This window comes from Rahnella perminowiae, from assembly GCF_019049755.1.
GTDB classification, from domain to species: Bacteria; Pseudomonadota; Gammaproteobacteria; order Enterobacterales; family Enterobacteriaceae; genus Rahnella; species Rahnella perminowiae.
This window is the reverse complement of sequence record NZ_JAFMOS010000622.1, coordinates 12164-34489: the sequence shown is the minus strand read 5'-3', so window position 1 is coordinate 34489 and position 22326 is coordinate 12164. Positions and strand designations below refer to the sequence as shown.

Sequence of the window (22326 nt, the reverse complement as noted above, 5' to 3'; positions counted from 1 at the left end):
GGGGGCTTTTTGCCATAAATGGTCAGGTAGTGAACAACCCAGCGCAGGAGCGGTAACGGGGATGAGGGGGACAAACGGTAACAAACCATCCTTCGCGTGCGGAAGATTCCTCTGATATTGTTGATAAATTAGGAAATCCATAATCATTGTTACAATTTCGACTAGAATATATACCATTAAACGCTGTCTGTTTTAGCTGACTTTTCTAACAATACAAGCTTCAGGCATTCACGCCTTTGGGAGATTTAAATGCAAGAAAATCACAAGATTCTGGTGGTCGATGACGATATGCGTCTGCGCGCACTTCTTGAGCGTTATCTGACTGAACAGGGCTTCCAGGTGCGTAGCGTTGCCAATGCTGAACAAATGGACCGTTTACTGACCCGTGAATCATTCCACCTGATGGTTCTGGATCTGATGCTGCCCGGTGAAGATGGTTTGTCGATCTGCCGTCGCCTGCGTAGCCAGAGCAACCCGATGCCGATCATTATGGTTACGGCAAAAGGTGAAGAAGTAGACCGTATCGTGGGGCTGGAAATTGGTGCCGACGACTATATTCCTAAGCCATTTAACCCGCGTGAATTGCTGGCCCGTATCCGTGCTGTCCTGCGCCGTCAGGCCAATGAACTGCCAGGCGCACCTTCTCAGGAAGAAGCGGTCATCTCATTTGGTAAATTCAAACTGAACCTCGGTACCCGCGAAATGTTCCGCGAAGATGAACCTATGCCGCTGACCAGTGGCGAGTTTGCCGTGTTGAAAGCGCTGGTAAGCCATCCGCGTGAGCCGCTGTCCCGTGACAAGCTGATGAATCTGGCGCGTGGCCGTGAATACAGTGCGATGGAACGTTCTATCGATGTGCAGATTTCCCGTCTGCGCCGCATGGTAGAAGAAGATCCGGCGCATCCGCGCTATATCCAGACAGTCTGGGGCCTGGGCTATGTATTTGTACCGGACGGCAGTAAGGCATGAAGCGAATACGCTTTTCACCGCGTAGCTCGTTTGCCCGAACCCTGTTATTAATCGTCACCTTGCTGTTCGTCAGCCTGGTGACGACCTATCTGGTGGTGCTGAATTTCGCCATTCTGCCCAGCCTTCAACAGTTCAATAAGGTACTGGCATACGAAGTGCGTATGCTGATGACCGACCGGTTGCAGCTGGAGGATGGGACGTTGCTGGCTGTGCCACCGGCATTTCGTCGCGAAATCTACCGCGAACTGGGCATTTCTCTTTATACCAACTCTGCGGCAGAGGAGAGTGGTTTGCGCTGGGCGCAGCATTACGAATTCCTCAGTCAGCAGATGGCACAGCAGCTCGGTGGCCCTACCGACGTGCGCGTCGAGGTCAATAAAAATACCCCGGTGGTGTGGTTGAAAACCTGGTTGTCGCCTGACATCTGGGTGCGTGTCCCGCTAACCGAAATCCATCAGGGCGATTTCTCTCCGTTATTCCGCTATACGCTGGCGATTATGTTGTTGGCGATTGGTGGTGCCTGGCTGTTTATCCGTATTCAGAACCGACCCCTGGTCGAGCTGGAACATGCGGCGTTGCAGGTCGGTAAAGGTATTATTCCGCCACCACTGCGTGAATACGGTGCGTCTGAGGTGCGTTCTGTTACGCGAGCCTTCAATCAGATGGCAGCCGGTGTCAAATTGCTGGCTGATGACCGTACTTTACTGATGGCAGGTGTCAGCCACGATTTGCGTACCCCGCTGACGCGTATTCGTCTGGCGACAGAAATGATGGGTGATGATGATAGCTATCTTGCTGAGTCGATCAATAAAGACATAGAAGAGTGCAATGCCATCATCGAGCAGTTCATCGATTATTTGCGCACCGGCCAGGAGATGCCGACAGAAATCACCGATCTCAACAGTATTTTGGGTGAAGTGATCGCGACGGAAAGCGGGTATGAGCGTGAAATAGATTCTGATCTGGCCGACGGTGAATTGCTGGTTAATGTGCATCCGCTGTCGATCAAACGTGCGGTGGTCAATATGGTGGTCAACGCCGCCCGATACGGCGACGGCTGGATTAAAGTCAGCAGTGGCCGCGAACTGCAGCGGGCCTGGTTCCAGGTGGAGGACGATGGTCCGGGTATTGAACCTGACCAGCTTAAGCATTTGTTCCAGCCCTTCGTGCGTGGTGAAAGTGCGCGAACCACCAGCGGAACCGGACTCGGTCTGGCGATTGTTCAGCGCATTATTGATGCCCATTCGGGCACGCTGGATATCGGGAAAAGTGACCGGGGAGGATTGCGGATTCGCGCATATTTGCCGTTGCCGGTGGAGATGCTGAAAGCGGTGGCGGTTCAGCAGAAACCGGTTTGATTAAGGGGGGCCTTAATAGTCCCTTTTATTCAGACAGGTGAAAGTTTCGGTTTCTTAATTCGGGATTGCAGCCTCAAGTCTGCAACCTGTCATTCAGCACGTTTCTGAACCGCCCGCACGATCTTAAATTCAAAGGCAGTTGTGCTCCTCCCCCTGCGATGGGGGAGGCAGGGAGGGCGTTTTACGGTTGTCGCTGCAGCACCGGAAGCAAAGTCAGCGGGCGAAGCGCGCAGTGAAAAGCCAGTGCTGGCAATCCACCCCTCAACTCTTCCTGCTCATCACATAATATTCTGCCGCTTCTTCCCGCCATCTCGGCGTCTCCGCTGTATCCCACGGATTAACTAACACCACGCCCGTATGGGCAAACACTTCCGTGTGATCCGTGGCCAGCCTCGCCTGATGGTGCAGGCAAATCGCCGCAAGCTGCATATCACGCTCCGACATCACGATATTGGCCGCCTTTGTTAGTGTCAGCACCTCCGGGTAATACAGTGCGCTGGCAGCATCAAATGACAGCAGACGCCCGGCGAAATCCTGGTTTAACATCTCCAGTAAGGCATCGGAAAGTGCGGCCTTCGGCTGGTTCTCCGGCAGATTATCCGCCCAGGTGAAAAGCGCCGCGACGTTCAGGCTGGTCAGGTACAGTTGTGTTGCGTCCTGCGCATCCAGCCATTGCAGCACGTTCTTTTGCGGTCCGGGGCTAATCATCTCAAGGATGACGGCGGTATTGAGGATAATCATTTCGGTGGTCGTTCCAGGTGTTCCACGCTCAGGGAAGAGAAACGTTGTCGAAGCTGACTGCCAAGACCAAAACCAGGCACCGCAGTGGTCAGCGCCTGTTTCAGTATTAAACGTGCTTCTTCTTCCATCGAATGGCCTTTTCTGGCTGCAGCGATGCGCAGTAATTCCTTCACTTCATCATCCAGGTTACGAACGGTAATTGTCGCCATAACAGGCTCCTCTGTCAGCAATACTGTTATTCTGAAATGCGGCTGTGCCGGTTGCAATAAAAAAGGCGCGGGAGCCCGCGCCTGTTAAAAGTGTCTGAAACTTAACGTTTCGGCCCTGCACTGACCAGCGCAGCTCCGGCCGGAGTATCGGTGTATTTATCGAAATTATTAATAAACAACTGTGCCAGGTGCTCGGCTTTCTCCTGCCATTGCTCACGACTGGCGTAAGTATTGCGCGGATCCAGAATGTGCGTGTCAACGCCTGGCAGAACCACCGGCACTGCCAGATTAAACAGCGGCAACGTGAAGGTTTCCGCTTCATCAAGGGTATCGTTGAGGATCGCATCGATAATAGCGCGGGTATTTTTCAGCGAAATACGTTTGCCGGTGCCGTTCCAGCCGGTATTAACCAGATAAGCCTGAGCCCCTGCGGCTTCCATACGCTTCACCAGTACTTCAGAGTATTGCGTCGGGTGCAACATCAGAAATGCTGCACCGAAGCAGGCAGAAAAGGTGGGGGTAGGCTCATTCACACCACGCTCGGTACCGGCCAGTTTGGCGGTGAAACCTGACAGAAAGTGGTATTGCGTTTGCGCAGGTGTCAGACGCGAAACCGGCGGTAGTACGCCAAAAGCATCGGCCGTCAGAAAAATCACTTTGCGGGCATGGCCGGCTTTCGATACCGGTTTTACGATATTCTGAATATGATAAATCGGATAAGAGACGCGGGTATTTTCGGTTTTGCTGCTGTCGTTGAAATCGATTTTTCCGTCTTCGCTGACCATCACGTTTTCCAGCAAGGCATCGCGTTTTATCGCACCGAAAATTTCCGGCTCGGCTTCCTGGCTGAGTCTGATGGTTTTGGCATAACAGCCACCTTCAAAGTTAAACACGCCGTCATCGTCCCAGCCGTGTTCATCATCGCCGATAAGCTTACGCTTGGGATCGGTGGATAAGGTGGTTTTACCTGTCCCGGAGAGGCCAAAGAATACCGCTACATCACCTTTTTCGCCCACGTTTGCCGAGCAATGCATTGACGCGATACCCTGCAACGGCAGCAGATAGTTCATGACCGCGAACATGCCTTTCTTCATTTCGCCGCCGTACCACGAGCCGCCGATCAGCTGGATGCGCTCGGTCAGGTTGAAGGCGATGAAGTTTTCAGAATTCAGGCCCTGTGTCTGCCAGTCCGGATTGGTGCATTTGGCGCCGTTCATCACGATGAAATCAGGTTCGAAATTTTCCAGTTCACCTGCTTCCGGGCGGATAAACATGTTCTTGACGAAATGCGCCTGCCAGGCGACTTCCGTGATAAAGCGTACTTTCAGGCGGGAGTCAGCATTAGCACCGCAGAATGCATCGACAATAAACAAACGTTTCCCGGATAACTGTTTGCCGACCAGCGTCTTCAATGAGGTCCAGATTTCCTGCGACAGCGGTTTGTTGTCATTTTTTCCTTTGCCCTGATCAGCCCACCAGAGCGTATCGCGGGTGGTGTCATCACGGACGATGTATTTATCTTTCGGCGAGCGGCCGGTGAAAATGCCGGTATCGACATTCACGGCGCCAAGCTCTGTCACCTGCCCGCGTTCATAACCTTCCAGGCCCGGGGCTGTCTCTTCTGCAAAAAGAGTTTCGTAATCAGGGTTATAGACAATTTCGCTATTCTGGTGGATCCCATACTGGGAGAGTGTTTCGGCGGTGATACCGATAGTGGTTGGCATTTCCCTGCTCCTTGCTGAACTTGGATCCCGTCAATAGGGATAAATCAGTTGTTATTGTAGGTATATATCGCTTTTGTGCCGCGACAGGTCTCAAAGAATAACGGCAGATGTGAATGTTTTTCCAGAATTGTGATGAAAAACCCGAAAGGTGTGCAAGCGAGGTTATGAAAAAGCAATAAAAAAGGGACCTTTCAGTGAAAAGTCCCTCAGGCTGAGCGTATCAACGATCAATGAATGTGATCATCTCCGGAATGGACATCACCGCTGGCTTTCAGCGTCGCCATATCCATCCCATCAAATTCATAGTCTGCGCCACAATAATCGCAGTGCATCTCGATTTTTCCATCAGCTTCCAGCATTTCGTGAATATCTTCATCCGGCAGCGTCAGCAGCGCGGCGGCACAACGTTCGCGGGAGCAGGTGCAACGGAAACACACATCCTGCGGCTCATACAGCGTGACCTCTTCCTGATGATACAGACGATAAAGCACTTCATTTGCCGGCAGAGTCAGCAGTTCTTCCGCTTTGATGGTGGTGGTCAGTTGTGCCAGATGGCTGAACTCTTCCGGGTCTGTATCTTGCGCTGGCAGAACCTGTAACAACATGGCACCTGCAGCAGGCTGGCCTTCCACTTCACCGGTACGGATGAAGATGCGGGTGGGTAGCTGTTCAGACTGCATGAAATAGTTTTCCAGACATTCTGCCAGGTTTTCGCCTTCCAGCCCCACGACGCCCTGATAGCGTTCGCCAACGGTCGGAGAAATAGTGATCACCATGTAGCCGTTGCCAATCATCTCTTTCAGTGTACTGCCTTCGATGATGTCACCCTGCAGACGTGCCACACCGCGCAATTCCTGCTTGTTATTACCGTTGATCACGGCCAGTTTCAGCGGGCCATCGCCCTGCAACTGCACGGTAATATCGCCGTCAAATTTCAGGGTGGCAGTCAGCAGGCTGGTCGCCACCAACATTTCACCCAGCAGAGTACGCACTTCGGCCGGATACTCGTGACCGGCAATAACCTGCTGGAAGGTTTCTTTGAGTGAGACCAGTTCACCGCGAACGGCGTGATGACTGAACAGGTAGCGATGCAGTTGGTCGTGATTAGACATAGTTTTCTCTCTGTTTAGCGAACGTAAATCCTTCCTCTTTCATCGAAAGATTGAAGATTTATTCAGTATCGCCATATTTAAATTTGATCAGGTTGCGGCGTTCCTTTTTGTCCGGACGTCTGTCCGGGTGCGGCATCGCATTCATTTTGCGCGCCTCGGAAATTTTTTCCCGGCTGGCAATGCTCGCACCGGTTTCCTGATACAGTTTCTGTGCTTCTTCCGCACTGCGGCGCTGAGTGGTGAGCCCCAAAACGATGATCGTTTTTGTATCATTTCCCTGGCGCAAGGTAATTTCGGCATTCAGTTCCATCAGCTTGCTGGGTTTCCCCCGCTGACCGTTGTAATGCACTTTGCCGCCATCAATCATCTCGCGTGCCAGCGCACGGGTCTTATAAAAACGAGCCGCCCACAACCATTTATCGAGGCGCACTGCATTATCATCGTCTTGCGTTTTACCTTTCATAACCCTCCCCTGAGCATACCGGTATTACTTCGCCGGGCCTGTTACAGGGTGAATTGCAGGCAACAGGCTGCGGTAGTCATTGATGGAAGGATGTCCTTCAAATGACTTATTTGCCATGGTCGAATCTGGGTTTTCTATACCCAGACAATAGCGGATGCCGAAGGTTTTTGCCGCATTGAGGATAGGTTCACCGTCATCGACAAATAGGGTTCTGTCGGGATTAAAGCCCGTTTGCTGCTGAACGGCAGACCACAACCGCTGATCTTCCTTCGGATAACCAAATGTGTGGGTGGAAAGGAGTAAATCAAGGTGCTGATCTAATCCGGTATGTTCAATTTTAACGGAAAGGCTGTGCGGATGTGCATTAGTGAGCAGAATTGTTTGCCGTCCGCTTTCACGCAGGTGAGCTAAAAAAGGCAGGGTATCGTCGCGAAGCCGCGCATTTTTGCCGATGTTTGTCGTCATCTGGTAGATATCCAGGCTTAGCTTTTCGCTCCAGTAATCGAAGCAATACCAGTTCATGGTGTGCTGAACGGCAAGGTATTCGGTATGAATTAACTGGCGTGCGTTTTCAAGCGGGATCGCACGCTGCTGGCTGAGGGCCAGCGGGACATCCTGCAACCAGAACTGGCTGTCAAAAGCCAGATCCAACAATGTACCGTCCATATCCAGTAAAACGGTATCGATGCATTGCCAGTCAAAATCAGGGGACATGAAAACTCCATGTTCTTGCGGCTGTGAGAAGCCGCAGGGACAAATATATGAAAGCAGGGAAGGGCGTCAGGGTAGCATAATCTGACCGGGGGACGCAGGGACGCCCGGTGCTTTTCAACCCAGTTTTTGCGCGGGTATGGGCATCAGCGTGGGATGAAAGCAGGCATTATAGTATTGCTGAATATCGTCTATCCGGCGCTTATCTTTGATGAAGCGGCGGATAAACAGCAGGCTATTAACCACCAGAACACCGATCAACAATAACAGTAATAAGCTGGTGCCCAGATAACGCCAGAGCGTTGAGATATCCGGCTCGCTGTGCAGCGAAATGTGACGGGTTCCGTTAGCATCGATACTGATACTGGTGATCACGCCCTGCGCACTGAAAGGGGTATGCAGCAAGAGTGTTGATAACTGTTGCAACTGCTTCCACTGTTCCTGCGGCGGGTTAGCCAATACACCCACCGGAGGAGCTGGCATCTCAATCAGCTGACGTCCTTCATCATTGCTTATCAGGAACCCACCCGGTGGCGGGCTGTTAAGCCTGTCAGCAGCACGACGGGTCTCCTGAACAAAGAAAGAAGATGTTGCGTTATTCACCAGTTCGCTCAGCGATTGCGCACTGACCGGACGCAGCAGAACGTTAATCCCCTGCAATGTGCCCGCCTGTGCCCGCTTCACCAGTGAGTTCCAGTTGCTCGAATTGCCCAGATTCACCAGCGCGTTTTTCAGCCGAACACAATCATTGCTGTTTCCGCACAGCGTTTCGGTTTTCAGCACGATATCTGCGAAATCATCAAGCAGGATCATCCCGGATTTTTCGATGGCGGTGGCCAGCTGCGGATTAATGTTTTGCTCAGGCGTCTGGTTCTGACCGGGATGCAGCTGGTTGTTCACCGTTGTTTGCAGCGCCGTAGCGGCATCAATAATTTCTGACTGCGGAACCGGAAGAGGCGTCGCGGTATTCCAGTAAATCGCTGAACAATCAAAAGGCATAAAACCCGTGGCGGAACGGCTGCCCGACGGTGGCACATAACACATCCCGGAACCCTGAACTTTCAAGGTATCGCCGACGCGCAGAGCCGCCTTTTCGAGTTCCTGTACGCTGTTAACCTGCGAACTTTGTGCTCCCTGCAACCAGGCAACGCTGAGTTTGAGCGGCAGTCCAAGCGGCACATAAACCAGTAACGCCAGCAGCAGGAGGAAGGCGCTGGTGGCGAGCACCAGATTTCTTCCCCACTGCTGGAGGGGAAATTTTTTCACTTCCTCGTGGAGTGTCAGATAACTCCCCTGACGCACGACGTGGCTGTTCATATAGACTTCTACATCCGTAGGCTGTCCGAGATCACGGCCAATATAGGGCTGCCAGTGAGGCGGATAAATCAGGTCTACCACACCGAGTGAAATATTACTGATATCCCCTTGTTTGGATTCACCAAACAAACCCCAGCGTTTAGGTAAGCCACGCAGGCAATGGATTTCCTTGCGATTTTTACCTAAACGTTCGGACACTAAGCGCCAGATAACCCAGACAGCTAACCCTGCCGAAAGCGTCAGCAACCAGGGTAGAAAGATCACCGGACTTTGCAGCGTGATAAAAAGCAGCAGCAGAATGGCGGAAACGGCCACCGCTTCTTTTACGCCGTTCGACCGGGTCAGCGCATGCTCTTCACGCGTTTCGCGGCGGACTTTGACCAGTTCTATATGCTCGCTTTCTTCGTGCCGGATAGACGCATTTTGCGGCTGCGAAGGTATCACCGCTGAAACTGGCGCGGGGCCTTCGTAAACGTGGTCGGTCAGGGTATGGCCGTTGAGTGAAATGACCAGCGGCAGGCTCTGCGTTTTGATCAGCTCGACCTGATTTTCCTGAGCAATGTATTGCTCCCAGAATGGCGGCAGGTGAATTTCAGTAGAATCGAGGAAGTAACGCCATTTGTTAGGATCTTCACTCGCTACACCATAGCGGGTGATTGCGCGGGTCAGGCTATAAACATTTTCGCTTTTAGTGGTCAGCGTCAGTTTATCGCGCAGGATAATCAGATTATTGCGGTGGGTAATTGGCGTCTGGCCGAGGCCTTCATTTTGCCGCAGATAGCGTTCAACTGCATCGCGTTCTTTCTGAGAGAGTTTGCGCTGACTCGGTGTGGAGAAACGCACGACGGACTCGTCGCGTTGGCGGCGACGCAATACAAGCCAAAAATAAGACGCTGTAGCAATAATTGCGATACACAACAACACCAGTGTCACGACTACTGTGCTCATCCGATCCCCGTTCAGACGTGGGTGACTTACGTCAACTCTGTGAAAGTATTATACATAAACGAAATGCACATTTTGCGCATGAACGCCTTTTTGATAGGAATTTTATTATTGTTTGCCTGAATCGTGTGCATAAAAATACCATGCTAGAGAATACCTGCATTTGGGAATCGGCGGGTATCGGTATAATCCTATTTTGAAGTGAGAGTGTTTTTGTTAAAGCAAAAATGTGACAGCCATGAGGTAACGTGTTTTTTTGCGCGAATAACGGTGATTTTTTAATGATATTTTGTCCGAAAAATACACGGGACAAAGACAGTTTTTCAGTAAAGATTGCGATGCTGGCGTTCATTAACGCACAATGACTACCGTTAGTGGCCTTTGAACAGACAAACGAACCCATTAGAACACCTCTGGTCAGGTGAATAATAAGTTGGGGATAAGATGACACAACACCTGCAAAAACCGAAAATTACGAAGGTGGAAACCGTAGCCCGTTCGCGATTATTCACCATCGAATCTGTTGATCTGACATTCAGCAACGGCGTCGAACGCGTGTATGAACGCATGCGTCCTTCCGATCGTGAAGCAGTGATGATTGTGCCGATCATTGATGATGAACTGCTGTTAATTCAGGAATATGCCGTAGGCATTGAAAGCTACGAGCTGGGTTTCCCCAAAGGACTGATCGACCCGGGTGAAAGCGTACTTGAGGCGGCGAACCGTGAACTGATGGAAGAAGTGGGGCATGGCGCGCGGCACTTTGATGTGCTGGCAAAACTGACCATGGCGCCTTCTTACTTCTCAAGCCGCATGAATATCGTCATTGCCAAAGATTTGTATATGAAAAGTCTGGAAGGTGATGAACCGGAACCTTTGCCACAAACTCGCTGGCCAGTGTCACGTATGATGGAATTGCTGCAGCATCCGGATTTTTGCGAAGCCCGCAACGTGAGTGCATTATTCCTGGCGCATGATTTTTTGATGCGTAACGCCCGCTGATCCCGCGGTAAACACTATTAAAAAAGCCGGTCATGCATTTCGCAGACCGGCTTTTTGCTTTACAGCTCAGGCATCAGAACAGTTCGTGTTCCTGACCGTTATCCATGATGGTTGTCCCGACTTCATGCACAGCATGTTCTGTCGGCTGCGTCCCGTCGATAAAGTATTCAGGGCGACTGTTGCCACCGCCGTCAGAAAGCTTACCGGTACTCTTATCGATAGTCACCGTCACAATACCAGGAGGCGGGGTCTGCGGCTGTTCCGGCACGCCCTCCAGCACGGCTTTCATGTAATCATCCCAGGCCGGCTGAGCACTTTTCGCGCCGCCCTCGGCACCGGAGATTTGATCCGTAATCACACCGGAAGCCGTTGAGCGACCCAAATCACGACGGTGATCGTCAAAGCCAATCCAGACTGAGGTCACCACGTCAGGGCCATATCCGGAGAACCAGGCATCTTTCGAGCTGTTGGTTGTACCGGTTTTGCCACCAATATCGTGACGTTTCAGGTCACGTCCTGCGCGCCAGCCTGTTCCCATCCAGCCGGGCTCGCCGAAGATGTTGGAGTTCAACGCATCACTGATCAGGAATGACAGCGGTGTGCTGATCACATGTGGCGCGTATTGCTGTGCGGCATCAACCTGCGGCGAGTTCGGTGGAACCTGCTCAAGCTGTGGCGTTGGCACACTGGTATTATTATTGGTGGTGGATGTGGCAACGTTTTCTACATTGTCATCCGACAGTACGGCAGATTTCTGCGTATCACCATAAATAACGGGAATATTACAGGTACGACAGGCGATTTTAGGCTTGGCTTCAAACTGCACCTGACCGGATTCATCCACAATTTTGGTGATGAAATACGGGTCAACCAGATAACCGCCGTTGGTCAAGGTGGCGTAACCGCGTACAACCTGCAACGGGGTGAATGAAGCAGAACCTAACGCCAGTGATTCGGAATGAACAATGTTCGCAGCCGGGAAGCCAAAACGCTGCAAATATTCAGCTGCGTAATCCACTCCCATCGCACGCATAGCACGTACCATGACCACGTTCTTGGATTCACCCAGCCCCTGACGCAGACGAATCGGACCGTAATACGTTGGCGGTGAGTTCTTCGGACGCCAGTCAGTACCGGCACCGGCATCCCAGCGGGTAATTGGCATGTCATTCAGGATGGTCGCCAGGGTCAGACCTTTGTCCATTGCTGCTGTGTACAGGAAAGGCTTGATGTTAGAACCGAGCTGGCGAACCGCCTGGTTGGCGCGGTTAAACTTGCTCTGGTTGAAGTCAAACCCGCCAACCAGCGCTTCAATGGCACCGTCGTTTGGATTGAGCGAAACAATGGCTGAGTTGACATCAGGCACCTGCGCCAGCCACCAGTCATCACCCACTTTACGTACCCAAACTTGCTGACCCGGACGTACCACGTCAGTGACTTTTTTCGGGGTCGGGCCCTGAGCATTGTCATTACGATAAGGTCGCGCCCAGCGCATGCCGCTGAACGGCAGGCTGATAACCGCGCGGTTCGACATCGTCGCCGTGGCCTGAGCATCATCCGTTGCGGTGATAACGGCCGGGAACAGCGGACCATATACCGGCAGCGTTTTCAGCGACTGGACAATCTTGTTCTGATCCCACGCCGGTTCACCTACTTTCCATAGCTGATTTGACGGACCGCGATAACCGTGGCGCATATCGTAATTAAGCACGTTGGTACGCAGGGCTTCCTGGGCAGCAAGCTGGGTTTTTTTGGTAATGGTGGTGTAAACCATATAGCCATCGTTATAAGCGTTGTCGCCATAACGTTTCACCATTTCCTGACGCACCATTTCGGTCAGATACGGCGCCGAAAACTCGATATGCGGAGCATGATAATTGGCGACCAACGGCTCAGCACGCGCCTGATCATACTGGGCCTGCGTGATGTATTTCTCATCCAGCATACGTGCCAGTACGGTATTGCGACGGGCCAGAGAACGGTCATGCGAATACAGCGGGTTGAAGGTTGACGGTGCTTTGGGCAGCCCGGCAATCACTGCCATTTCACTGAGCGTTAGCTGGCTGACATCTTTACCAAAGTAAACCTGTGCAGCGGCACCGACGCCATAAGCACGATAACCGAGATAAATTTTATTCAGATACAGCTCGAGGATTTCATCTTTGGACATCATCTGCTCAATGCGGATGGCCAGAAATGCTTCCTTAATTTTACGGGTCAGCGTGCGTTCAGGGCTCAGGAAAAAGTTACGAGCCAACTGCTGGGTAATGGTGCTCGCGCCCTGTGAGGCGTGGCCTGACATCATCGCAACGGAAGCCGCACGGAAAATACCGATCGGATCCACACCATGATGTTCATAGAAGCGACTGTCTTCAGTCGCGATAAACGCATGCACCAGTTCCGGTGGGATCTGGTCGAGTTTCAGTGGGATACGGCGCTTTTCACCATACTGGGCAATTAAATCACCCTCGGCACTGAAAACCTGCATCGGTGTTTGCAAGCGCACGTCTTTAAGCGTGGCGACGTCGGGTAACTGAGGCTCGATATATTTATACAAACCGAAGATCGAGGCGGCTCCCAGCAAAATGCAACACACTGCAAGAATCAATAAATACTTTACGAACTTCACCTGAGATTTCCCATTAAGTGTCAATTGGGCAGTTTATAAACAACCGCGCGGTAGTATAAAGGCAAGCCAGCAACATGGATACGTTCTTTTATTTACCTGACGATATGGAGATTGGGCGAAAATGCGACTACAAGCATGGCAGGTAGGTCTGGATATTCAAGCCGGTTTTGCCCGTGCGATCGCCGTTCAGCGGCGGCGTCATGGCTGGCAATTACGTCACTGGTGGCAACATCCTTTGCCTCCTTTCACATTGCGGGAGGGGATATTACATGAGAGCGCGCCGCTGATCGCCATTTTATCGTGCTGGCGAAAAACGCTGCCGACGTCTTTTTCATTACGAATCAGCCTTCCTGCGCAACGTATTATGCAACAACGCATGGCCGCGCCCGATGCCCGTTTGGGTGAGCCGCAGCGCAGTGCGTTTATCTTCGCTAACGCGGCAAAACAGTTTCCTCTGGCTATGGAGCATCTGGTGATGGACTACCGGGCTGACCCGCAGGGCGATAATCAGTTGGTGGTTACGGCGGCAAGGCAGCAGGAAATCGAACAGTGGATGCACTGCATGGCGCAGGCCCGGTTGTTCCCGGACACTATTGAGCTGACTCCCTGCGCCCTTCAGATGGCGGCCTGTGCTGCAGGCGTTCCGGGTGATGCATTGCTGATCCATCCCCTTGATGATCTCTTTCTCTGGGCTTCGCCGCACAGTTTGCCGTTCCAGTTTGGCATGCTGGATTATGCAGAGGCCGGCGCTGAAAACACGGTCTCTCAGAAGATTCGCACACAGTATCGCGCGGCTGCGTTATGCCATGCGGAGGACTATTACAGCGGTGAATCGTCCTCTGCGGTAATGCAATGCTGGTCGCCATTAAGCGCGATCGTGCAATTGTCCGCGCCTTTGCCGGCAAATCCCGGTGCATTCGCGCCTGCCGTCGGGCTGGCTATCCGGCAGGCAGATAACTGATGCTACAGGTCAATTTATTACCGTGGCGAAAGTTGCGCCGTCAAAAGCTGATGCGTTTCTGGCTGAAAATTTTTATTTCTGTTCCTGTCTCTGTTGTGGCCGGTGCTTTGCTTCTGGCCACTTTTCTGGTGCAGGAACGGGCGCTGTTACAGGTGAAACTGTCAGCGTTACATTCAGATATTCAAAAGATTACGCTCCGTCAGCGTCGTGTGGAGGCAGCATCGGAACAGGTAAAGGTTCTGGCTGAATCGCGTCTTTTAAGCCACCAGCGTGTGCAACGGAGCCGGGATTATCTGCAATTGCTGGTGTTACTCGCGTCAGAGATGCCCGAAGAACTCTGGCTGACGGAGCTGACGGAGCATCAGGGAATGATGACGTTAAAAGGCGAAGGGCGGATATATCACGACATTGTGGCATTGAGCGAAATGCTGTCAGCAGGAGAGTTGCTCAGTAAAGTCAGTCTTTCTGATGTACAGCAGCAACCCAATAATAACTTGAGTTTCGTGATGAAAACGCAGTTTCGCCCTGAAAAAGCCCTGCCTGCGCCGGGAGTAGTGCAATGACCGGTTTACTGGCAGAGCATATTGATCCGCTGATGGAAAAACCCGGCTGGCAGCGGGTGTGCATGCTGACTGCATGTCTGCTCATTCTGGCTTTGACGCTGTATCAGCTTGTATTGCGCGGGTTATGGCAGCAACACGACACACTGAAACGGGAGATTTACACCGCACGGCAGACCCTTTCCCAGGCTCAGAGGGCGTTGATGCTCAGGGTTCCGTTGGAAAGCCTGGAGCAGGAACTGGCCGGCAATGTGACATTGCAACACGAAATCCTGCCGCTTGAGCAAGCGTTTTCCCAACCGCTGAAAGACGCTCAGGCCGTACTGATTCGCTGGAAGCCAGTTTTGCAACCGAAACAAGAACCACAGGGTGAATTGCAATTGCAGGTGACTTTTGCCGGACTGATGGATTTTCTTTATGCGCTGATGCAACGTCCCGGGCAGCCTGCATTCAGCGAGCTGAATTTACACACCACCGGTGATGCCGGGATGAAAGCCTCAGTGTTACTGACTCAAACCACGTCAGCGGCAGGATTTTTTACCGCTGCCGTCGCGCCGAATGTCGTACGTGATCCGTTTAGTGTGCCACAGACGCCGTCCTGTGCTGATTTTTCTACGGTATCTGAATGGCGCCTTAGCGGGATTTCAGATGCCGGCGGGGAGCGTTATGGCTGGCTGCTTTCACCGCAAGGGCGCTGGAGTAAAGTCGAAACGGGTACGCAATTTGGAGTGCCGCAATGGACGGTTGAAGCACTCAGCAGTTCGCAGGTTGAACTCAGCCTCAGTGATGCGCGTTGCGGTGCACTGCGTCAGATTATCAGGCTGGGTAAAGGCAAGGATTCTCCAGGGAAAGGGAAATAATGAAATACGTGACTAAGCGGATTGTACTGTGTTTGCTGTGTTTATACCTCAGCCCGGTGAAAGCTGATGTACCACCGTTGATTTCGCTGGAGTTTCAGTCCTCTCCGGTCGGTTTGGTATTACAGGCGCTGGCAGATTTCCGGCAACTGAATCTGATCACTGCACCGGGTCTTGAAGGGCAGATGAGTGTGAAACTCAAAGAAGTGCCGTGGCAGCAGGCGCTCGACATTATTCTGCAAATGAACCATCTCACCAGCCAGTTGCAGGGCAACGTTTTAATTGTGTCGCCTGAACAAGATCCGCAGGTTGTACAACAGCGGTTGAAAGAGGCAGCCGACCAGCAGGCGCTCCACAGCCCGCTGATCAGCCTTACCGTTCCTCTGCAATACGCAGATGCGAAAGAGACGGCGCTTAGCCTGAACGCGCAGAAAGGCTCGCTGTTATCTCCAAAAGGTAATGCCTCTGCAGATCCCCGCACCAATACACTCTTATTACGTGACACGCAGGCTGCGCTGGATGTTGTGGCACCCTGGATAAAGGAAATGGATTTACCTCTTCAGCAGGTTCAACTGGCAGCACATATAGTCACAATGAACAGTGAAAGCCTGCGCGAACTGGGTGTGCGCTGGGGGTTTACCGGTGAGGAACCCATTACAAAAGCCGTGCGTATGAATAATTTTAGTATGGGCATGCCGGTCGAAAATCCGATATTTACTGCGGGTTTTAATCTTGCACATATCAGCGGGCGGATCCTTGAGCTTGAACTGACGGCGCTTGAGCAGGAAGACAAGGTCGATATTATCGCCAGCCCGCGGTTGCTGACGGCGCACATGCAGACTGCCAGCATTAAACAGGGTACGGAAATCCCGTATCAGGTTTCCAGCGGGGCGAGTGGCAGCACGTCGATTGAATTCAAAGAAGCGGTGCTGGGAATGGAGGTTACGCCGAAAATTCAGCGTGACGGTCGTATCCAGCTGGCATTGCAGATTAGCCAGAACATGCCGGGCCGGAGCATTAAGCAGTCCGAAGGTGAGGCGCTGGCGATTGATAAGCAGGAAATCAAAACTCAGGTTACGGTAAAAGACGGAGAAACTATCGTGCTTGGCGGGATATTTCAGCGTAAAAACCAAAAAACGGACACAAAAGTGCCTGTCCTCGGCGACCTTCCCGGGGTCGGTTCCTTGTTTAAACACCAGTACACCCATGAACAGCGGCGTGAGTTGGTGATTTTCATCACCCCGACCTTAATCCTTACCCGTTAAAAGGGCATTCTGACGCTCTGTAAATTGCACAATAACGTTGAGCGTATGCAACTTTTTGTGTCGCAAGAGGCTTCTGAGTTTGACGCTGCCGTCGATTTAGCTTACAAGGGTTACCGAATTGAGCACCGTGATCTTTTTATTACGACAGACACGCCGATAAAAACGTACGGTTTCCCTCCTGCGGCGTGCAAAGTGATTTATTCGGTTGCCAAACTACCAAGAGTGTTGAGATAATTTTTTTCTGATCTCGCACTATATCGCTCATGAGGTTTCAGTTTAGGTCCCGCCGCTAATTTGATTGGCGGGGCGGGTTATCATCAACGAATTGTCTTAGTAATACCGAAAAACATGGCAGAGAAACGCAATATCTTTCTGGTTGGGCCTATGGGTGCCGGCAAAAGCACTATTGGTCGACAGTTAGCTCAGCAACTCAATATGGAGTTTTTTGACTCCGATCACGAAATTGAGCGACGTACCGGAGCTGATGTGGGCTGGGTATTTGATTTGGAAGGCGAAGACGGATTCCGCGACCGCGAAGAAAAAGTGATCAACGAACTGACCGAAAAACAAGGCATTGTTCTGGCGACTGGTGGCGGTTCCGTGAAATCACGTGAAACCCGTAACCGTTTGTCAGCGCGTGGCGTTGTCGTCTATCTTGAAACTACTATCGAAAAACAACTGGCGCGTACACAACGCGACAAAAAACGTCCATTATTACAAGTGAGTGCTCCGCCACGTGAAGTGCTTGAAGCACTGGCGAGAGAACGCAATCCTTTGTATGAAGAGATTGCCGACGTCACTATTCGTACCGATGATCAAAGTGCCAAAGTCGTTGCCAACCAGATTATCAATATGCTGGAAAGTAACTGATTATTGGTGTTCATCATTGCCTGAGGGTGTCAGTTAAAGAAGGTCACAGAGCACGACATGGAGAGGATTACCGTAACGTTAGGGGAGCGTAGCTACCCCATTACGATTGCTGCCGGATTGTTCCACGATCCGGCTTCTTTTATGCCGGTAAAGGCAGGCGATCAGGTCATGATAGTGACCAACGAAACCCTGGCCCCTCTCTATCTGGACGCTATTCGTTCAGTGCTGGAGCAGGCAGGCGTTCGTGTTGATCAGGTTATTTTGCCTGATGGTGAACAATACAAATCCCTGACTGTTCTCAATGATGTGTTCTCCGCGTTGCTCAAAAAGCCGCACGGACGTGATACGACTCTGATCGCCCTTGGTGGTGGCGTCGTCGGTGATTTAACCGGCTTCGCTGCAGCCAGTTATCAGCGCGGTGTGCGCTTTGTTCAGGTGCCAACCACGCTGCTTTCTCAGGTTGACTCCTCCGTTGGCGGTAAAACGGCGGTAAACCATCCACTCGGAAAAAACATGATCGGCGCGTTTTATCAGCCTGCGTCGGTAGTGGTTGATCTCGACTGTCTGCGAACGCTGCCTGCCCGTGAAATGTCTTCGGGTCTCGCAGAAGTTATCAAATACGGCATTATTCTGGATGCTGATTTCTTTGTCTGGCTTGAAGACAACATGGAAGCTTTACTGGCGCTGGATATGAATGCGCTGGCGTATTGCATCCGCCGTTGCTGCGAGCTGAAAGCCGAGGTTGTGGCCGCCGATGAACGTGAAAACGGCATGCGCGCCTTGCTGAATCTGGGCCATACTTACGGCCATGCTATTGAAGCCGAAATGGGTTACGGTAACTGGTTGCATGGCGAAGCTGTGGCAGCCGGTATGGTGATGGCCTGTTATACGGCCCATCGCCTTGGGCAGTTCAGTCTGGGTGACATAGCCCGGGTAAAAACTTTGCTGACCCGTGCGGGTTTACCTGTGACCGGCCCTGAAGTTATGGAGGCGCAGTCCTATCTGCCGCACATGATGCGTGATAAGAAAGTACTGGCTGGCGAGCTGCGTCTGGTTTTGCCGAAAGCAATAGGTCAGTCGGAAGTACGCTCCGGCGTATCGCATGAAATGGTGCTGGCTTCGATTGAAGATTGCCGTTAAGACAGTGGTCATCATGGTGGCCACATAACGATCGATTTTACGTTTGCCAGCAAAGCTTTATATTTTTAGTCAGGATAGTTGCTCCGCGTAAAGCCTCTTGAGGCTTTTGCCGGGTTGGAGGTTTTAGATGGATGATTTAACACCGGAAGACGATCTCAAACCAGACACCAGCGATCGCCGCCCACCGCGCGCGCGCAAACCGTCTCCTTCCATTCCAAAAGTTGCGGTATCCCGTCAGTACGTGATGATCGGCATCGGTATTGTGGTGCTGGTATTGCTGATTGTCGGTATCGGCTCTGCCATGAAGTCATCTTCCTCCAGCCAGCCTGCTCAGCAGAACAATGGTCCGAAAGACATTAGTCTCGCGGGTAATGATGCGGCGGCACCTGCTCAGCCTTCTGCTCAGGCTCAGGCCAATACAGCGCAAGCCATAGACGGTCAGCAGCCAGCCGATGGCCAGCAACCGAAGAGTATCGGTTTACCGCCAGTTTCCCCGACACCAACCGAAGCTCAGCCTGTTCCGGATAATGGTCAGGCGAAAGAACGTGTCGATTTGCCGGGTGATATGAGTGATGCGCTCTCTTCTCAGCAAAATCAGGTCGATGGTGTGGCACAAGGCAGCATGGCACCCGCAGCTCAGTCACTGACTTCTTTGCCGACCGCACCCGCAACCGTTAATGGTTCTGCACGTACTCAGGCCCCGGCAGGTTCTCAGCCGTCAGCCACTCATACACGCCCTGCGCAAGCTTCGCGAAATGCGCAACCTGCTCATACTTCGAAGCCTGCTGAGCATAAAACAGCCGCTACGGCATCGCATACAGCGAAAACGCCGGTAACGAAGTCCACTGCATCATCTGCTCCGGTTGCATCTGCACCGGCCGCAGCTTCTGGTAGCATGTCGGGCATTAAGTCTGCACCAGGTACGCACTTTACCCTGCAACTGAGCGGTGCTTCTCAGTCCAATACACTGAATGCGTTTGCAAAACAGCAGGGCCTGAAAAATTATTTGGTTTATCAGACCGCCCGCGAAGGGAAGCCGTGGTTTGTACTGGTAAGTGGTAACTATGCTTCTTCTGCAGAGGCCAAACGTGCTATTTCCAGTCTGCCTGCGGAAGTTCAGGCTAAAAAACCGTGGGTCAAACCTGTACATCAGGTACAGCAAGACCTGAAAAAATGAAACTGATCTCAACGCGATTTGCTGTCTAAAAACAGGATACAATCCGCGGCTGTGAATTGTATAAGTAGCTAACTGACGGCATGAAGAAGAACCGCGCGTTTTTGAAGTGGGCTGGCGGCAAATACCCGCTGATTGATGACATCAAACGTCATCTTCCGGTGGGAGATTGTCTGATTGAGCCTTTTGTTGGCGCGGGCTCGGTATTTTTGAATACCGAGTATGACGCTTATATTCTGGCGGATATCAACAACGACCTGATCAATCTCTACAACATTGTGAAGACACGCACTGAAGAATTCGTGCGTGATGCACGTGTGCTGTTCACGCCAGAGTTTAACGAATCAGATCGTTTTTACGTCCTGAGGGCTGAGTTTAATGCCAGCAGCGATATTTATCGTCGTTCGGTACTTTTCCTCTATCTTAACCGCCATTGTTACAACGGCCTGTGTCGTTATAATCTCAGTGGCGCGTTTAATGTGCCTTTCGGGCGTTATAAAAAGCCGTATTTCCCTGAAGAAGAACTCTACTGGTTTGCTGAAAAAGCGAAGCATGCGGTATTTGTTTGTGAGCATTACCAGGACACCTTGCTGAAAGCACAGTCTGGCTCGGTGGTTTATTGTGATCCGCCTTATGCCCCGCTTTCTGCGACAGCAAATTTTACGGCGTACCACACCAACAGTTTTAGCATGGATGATCAGCGCAACCTGGCTCGTCTGGCGTATCAGCTTTCTAATGAGAACGATGTGCCGGTGCTGATTTCCAACCACGAAACACCTCTGACGCTGGAATGGTACGCTCAGGCGAAACAGCTGCACCGTGTGTCAGCGCGCCGTACTATCAGCAGTAAAGTTGCCCAGCGCAGCATGGTGAATGAACTTTTAGCGCTATATCGCTGATGGCCGGTCAGCCGGTGATCATCGGGTAAACCTATCGTTTGGAGAAGCGGATGAAACAGTTTTTGATTGCACCGTCCATTCTGTCTGCTGATTTTGCCCGTCTGGGTGAAGATACAGCCAAAGCCCTGGAAGCGGGCGGAGATGTTGTCCATTTTGATGTGATGGATAACCACTACGTTCCCAATCTGACGATGGGGCCAGCCATTCTTAAATCGTTGCGTAACTACGGCATTACCGCACCTATTGATGTTCATCTGATGGTTAAACCGGTTGATCGCCTGATCCCGGATTTTGCCGAAGCCGGTGCCTCTTACATTACCTTCCATCCCGAAGCGTCTGAACATGTTGACCGCTCACTGCAGCTGATTAAAAGCCATGGCTGTAAAGCTGGTCTGGTGTTTAACCCGGCGACCTCCCTGAGCTATCTCGAATACGTGATGGATAAACTCGACGTGATCCTGCTGATGTCGGTGAATCCAGGCTTCGGAGGTCAGTCGTTTATTCCGGGCACACTGGATAAACTGCGTCAGGTTCGCAAGATCATTGACGCCAGCGGTTATGACATTCGTCTGGAAGTTGATGGCGGAGTGAAGGCCGAAAATATCGGTGAAATCGCCGCAGCGGGTGCAGATATGTTTGTCGCCGGTTCCGCTATCTTTAATCAGCCGGATTACCGTACGGTGATCGACCATATGCGCAGTGAACTGGCTAAGGTCTCGCATGTCTGAGCTCCTTGAGGCGCGCGGTTTAGGTTTTGATCTCGACGGTACGCTGGTCGATAGCGCGCCAGGTCTCACCGAAGCGATGGATATGGCGCTGCGTGATTTCAGTTTACCTGCCGCAGGCGTTGAGCGTCTTAGTACCTGGATTGGCAATGGCGCTGATGTCATGGTAGAACGTGCCGTCCGCTGGGCCGGAGGCGATTTATCGCCAGCTTTCCTGCAGACGGTGCGCGATAAATTTGATCATTATTATGCCGATACCGCCGCAGGTGGCAGCCGCTTATACCCACAAGTCAAAGAGACGCTGGCAGCATTGGCAGCCACAGGCATGCCCATGGGGCTGGTGACCAACAAACCGACGCCTTTCATTGCGCCTTTACTGCAATCGTTAGGCATCGACAGCTATTTCACGGTCGTGATTGGCGGTGATGATGTCGTGGCGAAAAAACCGCATCCGGCGCCGGTCTATATGACGCTGGCACTGCTTGGATTGCGTGCCAGTGAAATGGTCTTTGTGGGGGATTCCCGCAATGATATTCACGCTGCACAAGCCGCTGGCTGTCCGTGTGTGGGCATGACTTATGGCTATAACTACGGTGAAACTATCGCGCTGACCAAACCCGATCGCGTACTGGATAATTTCGCCGACCTTTTGCCCACGTTAGGGCTGTCATCTTTAAAAGATCAGGAAGCATAAA

Annotated in this window: 21 protein-coding genes; 13 read left to right on the top strand and 8 right to left on the bottom strand. The window is 51.9% G+C overall.

The features are described 5' to 3' along the window. The first annotated feature begins 249 nt into the window (after positions 1 to 249). The gene (gene ompR / locus J1785_RS21595; protein ID WP_009635740.1) at positions 250 to 969 is read left to right on the top strand and encodes an osmolarity response regulator transcription factor OmpR; all 720 of its coding nucleotides are present in this window, start codon (positions 250 to 252) and stop codon (positions 967 to 969) included. Beyond that, positions 966 to 2327: a two-component system sensor histidine kinase EnvZ gene (envZ, locus tag J1785_RS21590; protein ID WP_129991455.1), complete on the top strand. Its 1362-nt coding sequence runs from the start codon at positions 966 to 968 to the stop codon at positions 2325 to 2327. Before ompR ends, envZ begins: the two co-directional genes overlap by 4 nt. 261 nt (positions 2328 to 2588) lie before the next feature. Here the strand turns inward: envZ and J1785_RS21585 are convergent, their stop codons facing one another. From J1785_RS21585 to J1785_RS21555, 7 genes are all read right to left on the bottom strand, one after another. Further along, a complete protein-coding gene (locus J1785_RS21585; RefSeq protein WP_217220646.1) occupies positions 2589 to 3068 on the bottom strand; it encodes a PIN domain-containing protein in 480 nt (159 codons plus the stop codon). Continuing rightward, the gene (locus J1785_RS21580; protein ID WP_129953798.1) at positions 3065 to 3277 is read right to left on the bottom strand and encodes a FitA-like ribbon-helix-helix domain-containing protein; all 213 of its coding nucleotides are present in this window, start codon (positions 3275 to 3277) and stop codon (positions 3065 to 3067) included. The genes J1785_RS21585 and J1785_RS21580 overlap by 4 nt, the downstream gene beginning before the upstream one ends. 101 nt (positions 3278 to 3378) lie before the next feature. Further along, on the bottom strand, positions 3379 to 5001 hold the full coding sequence (gene pckA, locus J1785_RS21575) for a phosphoenolpyruvate carboxykinase (ATP) (protein ID WP_129953797.1): 1623 nt from the start codon (positions 4999 to 5001) through the stop codon (positions 3379 to 3381). Positions 5002 to 5228: 227 nt separating this feature from the next. Next, positions 5229 to 6113, bottom strand: coding sequence for an Hsp33 family molecular chaperone HslO (hslO, locus tag J1785_RS21570; RefSeq protein WP_129953796.1), 885 nt, complete (start codon positions 6111 to 6113; stop codon positions 5229 to 5231). Positions 6114 to 6171: 58 nt separating this feature from the next. Beyond that, positions 6172 to 6576 carry a ribosome-associated heat shock protein Hsp15 gene (gene hslR / locus J1785_RS21565; RefSeq protein ID WP_129953795.1) on the bottom strand — a complete coding sequence of 135 codons (405 nt, stop codon included), beginning with the start codon at positions 6574 to 6576 and terminating at the stop codon, positions 6172 to 6174. A 24-nt stretch (positions 6577 to 6600) separates the two neighbouring features. Next, positions 6601 to 7290: a GMP/IMP nucleotidase gene (yrfG, locus tag J1785_RS21560; RefSeq protein WP_217138456.1), complete on the bottom strand. Its 690-nt coding sequence runs from the start codon at positions 7288 to 7290 to the stop codon at positions 6601 to 6603. Between the two features lie 114 nt (positions 7291 to 7404). Beyond that, on the bottom strand, positions 7405 to 9552 hold the full coding sequence (locus tag J1785_RS21555) for an intracellular growth attenuator family protein (protein WP_217220643.1): 2148 nt from the start codon (positions 9550 to 9552) through the stop codon (positions 7405 to 7407). A gap of 441 nt (positions 9553 to 9993) precedes the next feature. Here J1785_RS21555 and nudE point away from each other — a divergent pair, with 441 nt between their 5' ends. Beyond that, positions 9994 to 10551, top strand: coding sequence for an ADP compounds hydrolase NudE (nudE, locus tag J1785_RS21550; RefSeq protein ID WP_129953793.1), 558 nt, complete (start codon positions 9994 to 9996; stop codon positions 10549 to 10551). Positions 10552 to 10624: 73 nt separating this feature from the next. Here the strand turns inward: nudE and mrcA are convergent, their stop codons facing one another. Beyond that, the gene (gene mrcA, locus J1785_RS21545; RefSeq protein ID WP_217138454.1) at positions 10625 to 13180 is read right to left on the bottom strand and encodes a peptidoglycan glycosyltransferase/peptidoglycan DD-transpeptidase MrcA; all 2556 of its coding nucleotides are present in this window, start codon (positions 13178 to 13180) and stop codon (positions 10625 to 10627) included. A 121-nt stretch (positions 13181 to 13301) separates the two neighbouring features. On the opposite strand from mrcA, the gene pilM reads away from it, so the two are divergent. The 10 genes from pilM to J1785_RS21495 all read left to right on the top strand — a co-directional run bounded on the left by pilM (position 13302) and on the right by J1785_RS21495 (position 22325). Beyond that, positions 13302 to 14141, top strand: a complete 840-nt coding sequence (pilM, locus tag J1785_RS21540) for a pilus assembly protein PilM (RefSeq protein ID WP_129953791.1) — start codon at positions 13302 to 13304, stop codon at positions 14139 to 14141. Further along, a complete protein-coding gene (locus J1785_RS21535) occupies positions 14141 to 14704 on the top strand; it encodes a PilN domain-containing protein (protein ID WP_129953790.1) in 564 nt (187 codons plus the stop codon). Before pilM ends, J1785_RS21535 begins: the two co-directional genes overlap by 1 nt. After that, entirely contained in the window at positions 14701 to 15561 is an 861-nt protein-coding gene (locus tag J1785_RS21530) for a DNA utilization family protein (protein WP_217220641.1), read from the top strand. Before J1785_RS21535 ends, J1785_RS21530 begins: the two co-directional genes overlap by 4 nt. Continuing rightward, complete coding sequence (hofQ, locus tag J1785_RS21525) at positions 15561 to 16823, top strand: DNA uptake porin HofQ (RefSeq protein ID WP_217220635.1); 1263 nt, start codon at positions 15561 to 15563, stop codon at positions 16821 to 16823. The genes J1785_RS21530 and hofQ overlap by 1 nt, the downstream gene beginning before the upstream one ends. Positions 16824 to 17171: 348 nt before the next feature. Next, positions 17172 to 17693, top strand: a complete 522-nt coding sequence (gene aroK / locus J1785_RS21520; protein ID WP_014333540.1) for a shikimate kinase AroK — start codon at positions 17172 to 17174, stop codon at positions 17691 to 17693. A 57-nt stretch (positions 17694 to 17750) separates the two neighbouring features. Next, complete coding sequence (gene aroB, locus J1785_RS21515; protein ID WP_129953787.1) at positions 17751 to 18833, top strand: 3-dehydroquinate synthase; 1083 nt, start codon at positions 17751 to 17753, stop codon at positions 18831 to 18833. 127 nt (positions 18834 to 18960) lie between these two features. Further along, complete coding sequence (locus J1785_RS21510) at positions 18961 to 20010, top strand: SPOR domain-containing protein (protein ID WP_129991450.1); 1050 nt, start codon at positions 18961 to 18963, stop codon at positions 20008 to 20010. Between the two features lie 80 nt (positions 20011 to 20090). Next, positions 20091 to 20906, top strand: a complete 816-nt coding sequence (gene dam / locus J1785_RS21505; protein WP_129953785.1) for an adenine-specific DNA-methyltransferase — start codon at positions 20091 to 20093, stop codon at positions 20904 to 20906. 50 nt (positions 20907 to 20956) lie between these two features. Beyond that, positions 20957 to 21634 (top strand): ribulose-phosphate 3-epimerase, encoded by a 678-nt coding sequence (gene rpe, locus J1785_RS21500; RefSeq protein ID WP_129953784.1) that lies wholly within the window; start codon positions 20957 to 20959, stop codon positions 21632 to 21634. Then, on the top strand, positions 21627 to 22325 hold the full coding sequence (locus J1785_RS21495; protein WP_217220634.1) for a phosphoglycolate phosphatase: 699 nt from the start codon (positions 21627 to 21629) through the stop codon (positions 22323 to 22325). The genes rpe and J1785_RS21495 overlap by 8 nt, the downstream gene beginning before the upstream one ends. Position 22326 lies beyond the last annotated feature (1 nt).